This window comes from Kitasatospora sp. NPDC059817 (assembly GCF_042731835.1).
GTDB lineage: Bacteria > Actinomycetota > Actinomycetes > Streptomycetales > Streptomycetaceae > Kitasatospora.
Genome location: NZ_JBHWIR010000374.1, coordinates 1 through 2918, shown reverse-complemented (window position 1 = coordinate 2918; position 2918 = coordinate 1). Strand labels below are relative to the sequence as shown.

Annotated in this window: 4 protein-coding genes; all 4 read right to left on the bottom strand. The window is 75.9% G+C overall.

Annotated elements, in window-relative coordinates:
• Nucleotides 1-220 (bottom strand): NAD(P)-binding protein (locus ACFV61_RS35395; RefSeq protein ID WP_380496240.1); only part of this gene is annotated, 220 nt, incomplete at its 3' end.
• 20 nt (nucleotides 221-240) lie between these two features.
• Entirely contained in the window at nucleotides 241-606 is a 366-nt protein-coding gene (locus ACFV61_RS35390; RefSeq protein WP_159398306.1) for a hypothetical protein, read from the bottom strand.
• A 280-nt stretch (nucleotides 607-886) separates the two neighbouring features.
• On the bottom strand, nucleotides 887-1933 hold the full coding sequence (locus tag ACFV61_RS35385) for a TIGR03617 family F420-dependent LLM class oxidoreductase (RefSeq protein WP_380496237.1): 1047 nt from the start codon (nucleotides 1931-1933) through the stop codon (nucleotides 887-889).
• A gap of 82 nt (nucleotides 1934-2015) precedes the next feature.
• Nucleotides 2016-2918, bottom strand: a 903-nt coding sequence (locus ACFV61_RS35380; RefSeq protein WP_380496235.1) for an NADase-type glycan-binding domain-containing protein, incomplete at its 5' end; no start/stop codon positions are given.

The window sequence follows — 2918 nt, the reverse complement described above, 5'->3', positions numbered from 1 at the left end:
CGCGGCGCGTCACCCTGTGTGGTGCGGAGCCTGGGGGGGCGGGGCGGCGGGGTGGGGTGGGGCTCGGCGTGGTGGGGGGCCGCCCGCCGCCCGCGCGCCCGGGGGGGGGGTTAACGGTCCCGGTGGGCGCGGCCCGGCCGGCTTCGAGGACGAGGACCCGCCGGCCCTGCGCGCCGAGGCGGTGGGCGACCAGCGTTCCGGCGAAGCCGGCGCCGACCACGACGACGTCCCAGCGGGCGGTCACCGTTCCTCGCCCCCTCGGGGTGCCTCGGCCCAGCTGCCGTGGCCGGGTGCGGCGGCGCCGGGCGGGTCGGCACGGAAGGTCCGCCAGGCCAGGCCCTGGTCGTAGGCACGGGCGGAGCTGGGGGTCTCGCCCGGCCAGGCGCCGACGTACCAGAGGTGGACCAGGGCGTGGTCGTCGCGGACCCGGTGGGCCAGGGCGGTGCGGTGGTGCTCGTGGGCCATGCCGGTGGCGCGCAGCTCGGGCTCGTCGAAGCCGGTCAGTTCGGCGCAGACGCGCAGGAACTCGTCGAAGTCGGCGAGGTCGTCGGACGCCCCGAACTCGGCGAGGCAGTCAACGGCAGGACGGTCGTCTGGCACGGACAAGCGGGCACCCCCACGGTCGTCGACGGTGGCCAAGACATGACAGACCGTGGGGTGGGTGAAGTCGGCGGCCCGTCACGGTCTGCCAGCGCGATCCTGCCGCCCGCCGTCGCCACCGGGAACCCGTTGCCCGAATGTGCCCGGTCTTGGCCGTCTCCTGCCCGATCGGCCGCCCACCGCGTTCGGTCGGCGGCTGTTTCCGGTCGGGGAACGGGGGCGGGCGAGGGCACGGCGAGGTGTCCGACGGGGGCAGGCGAAGGTCCGGCGAGGGGGCCGACGGAGGTCAGCCGAGGGCGCGGACGGCCGCCAGGACGTCGAGGCCCAGCTCCGGATCCGCATCCTCCGGCAGGCTGACGGACAGCCGGTCGACCAGGCCCGCGTACCGCCGGGTCAGCTCGCGGGCGACGTCCTCGACCGGACCGGACACCGCGAAGGTGTCGAACACCTCGTCGTCGATCAGCGCGGCCATCTCCGCCCAGCGGCCGCGCACCGAGTGGGTGTGCAGTTCCTCCTGGAGCCCCTCCCACCCGTGCTGGGCCAGCACCGGGCGGTAAGCCGGGGTGGAGGCGTAGAACGCCAGCCGCTCCCGCACCCCGGCCCGGTTGGCCGCCAGTTCCTCCTCCGTCCGGCCGGTGGCGGTCAGCACACTGCCGGCGACCTCGAACGGCCGCGCCGTCCACGGGGCGCCCTCGGCCTCGGCCTGCGCCCGGGCCCCGGTCAGACCGGGCAGCACCTGCTCGGCCAGGTAGGCGGGCGACGAGAACGGGTGGCTGAGGAACCCGTCGGCCACCGCCCCGGCCGTACGGGTCATCAGCGGCCCGACGCCGGCCAGCAGGATCCTCGGCACCCCGGCGGGGACGGGGTCGGGCGAGAAGACCGGCGTCATCATCGTGTGGGTGTAGAACTCGCCCCGGAAGCGCAGCCGTTCGCCGGTCTGCCAGCTGTGCCAGATCGCCCGCACCGCGTGCACGTACTCGCGCATCCGCGCGGCCGGCCGGTCCCAGGGCATCCCGAAACGCTTCTCGATGTGCGGCTTGACCTGCGAGCCCAGCCCGATGACGGCCCGTCCACCGGAGGCCGCGTGCAGCCCCCAGGCCTGGTAGGCGAGCGTCATCGGGGTGCGGGCGAAGGCCACCGCGATGCCGGTGGCCAGCTCGATCCGCTCGGTCCGGTCGGCGGCGCGGGCCAGCTGGAGGAACGGGTCGTACGCGGTCTCGGCGACCACCAGGCGGTCCATGCCCCGGCGTTCGGCCCGCTCGGCGGCGTCGAGGATCCCCGCCGGGTGCCCGGAGGCGGTGGCGTCGAGACGGAAGGCGGGGGGTCGGTGCATGGCGGTGCTCCTGGGCGCGGGCTGCGGCGGTACCCGGGTAGCCTCCCACGCCAGCACCCGGGCCCACCTCCGCAGCCTGCCCTCAGCGTTTGAAGAACTCCACCTCGGCCAGCGCGATGGGGATTCCGGGCCCCGTCCCGGCGGCGGCGCGGACGACCATCGTCACCTTCACGACGTCGCTGACGCCGGTCAGCACCGTCTGCGGGCCCGGCTTGTCGTTCAGCGTCACCTTCTGCTCGTGCACCTTGCCGTCCGAGGTCGTCATCCGCAGGTCCAGGGCGGTGGGCCGGGCCTGCTGCTGGAACTGCTGCGGCTCGGTGGAGGAGCCGGTGTGGATGATGACGTCCACCAGCCGGAACGGGCGGGCGAAGGGGAAGCTGATCGAGTCCCCGACGTTCGGCGCCCCCCAGTAGGTGTTGCTCAGCCCGTCGACGGTCAGTTTCGCGGGATGGCCCTCGACCTCCGCGCTCGCCGCCGCCCCCGTGGGGGAGATCGCCGAGGCGTCGCGGAGCTTGTCCAGCACGTCCTCGTAGATGTTCCGCCCCGCCGGGTAGAACAGAACCCCCGCGACCACCAGCGCCGCCAGCACGAGCAGCGCGATCATCCGGCGCAGGGTGCGGCCGGAGCCGCCGATGCGCACGCGGCGCCGGAACGGCCAGCGGGTGCGCCACCACGGCAGGGCCGCCACGAGTTCGGTGGGGGTCAGCGGCTCCGCACACCGCCGGCAGAACTTCCGGTCGGGCCGGTTGGGCGTGCCGCACCGGGGGCAGGGCGGGCCGACCTGGGCCTCGTCGGCCGCGGCCGGGCGGACGATCGGGCGGGGCGCGACGGGCTTGGCGGGCTGCACCGCCACCGGGTCCGCCGCCGGCTGCCGGGCGGCCGTGGACTGCGGCGGCACCGCACCGGGGCGGACCGGCGGCACCTCGGCGGCGGGTGCGGGCTTGGGCGTGGCTGCGGGCGCGGCGGCGGACGGCCTCGCCGGCTC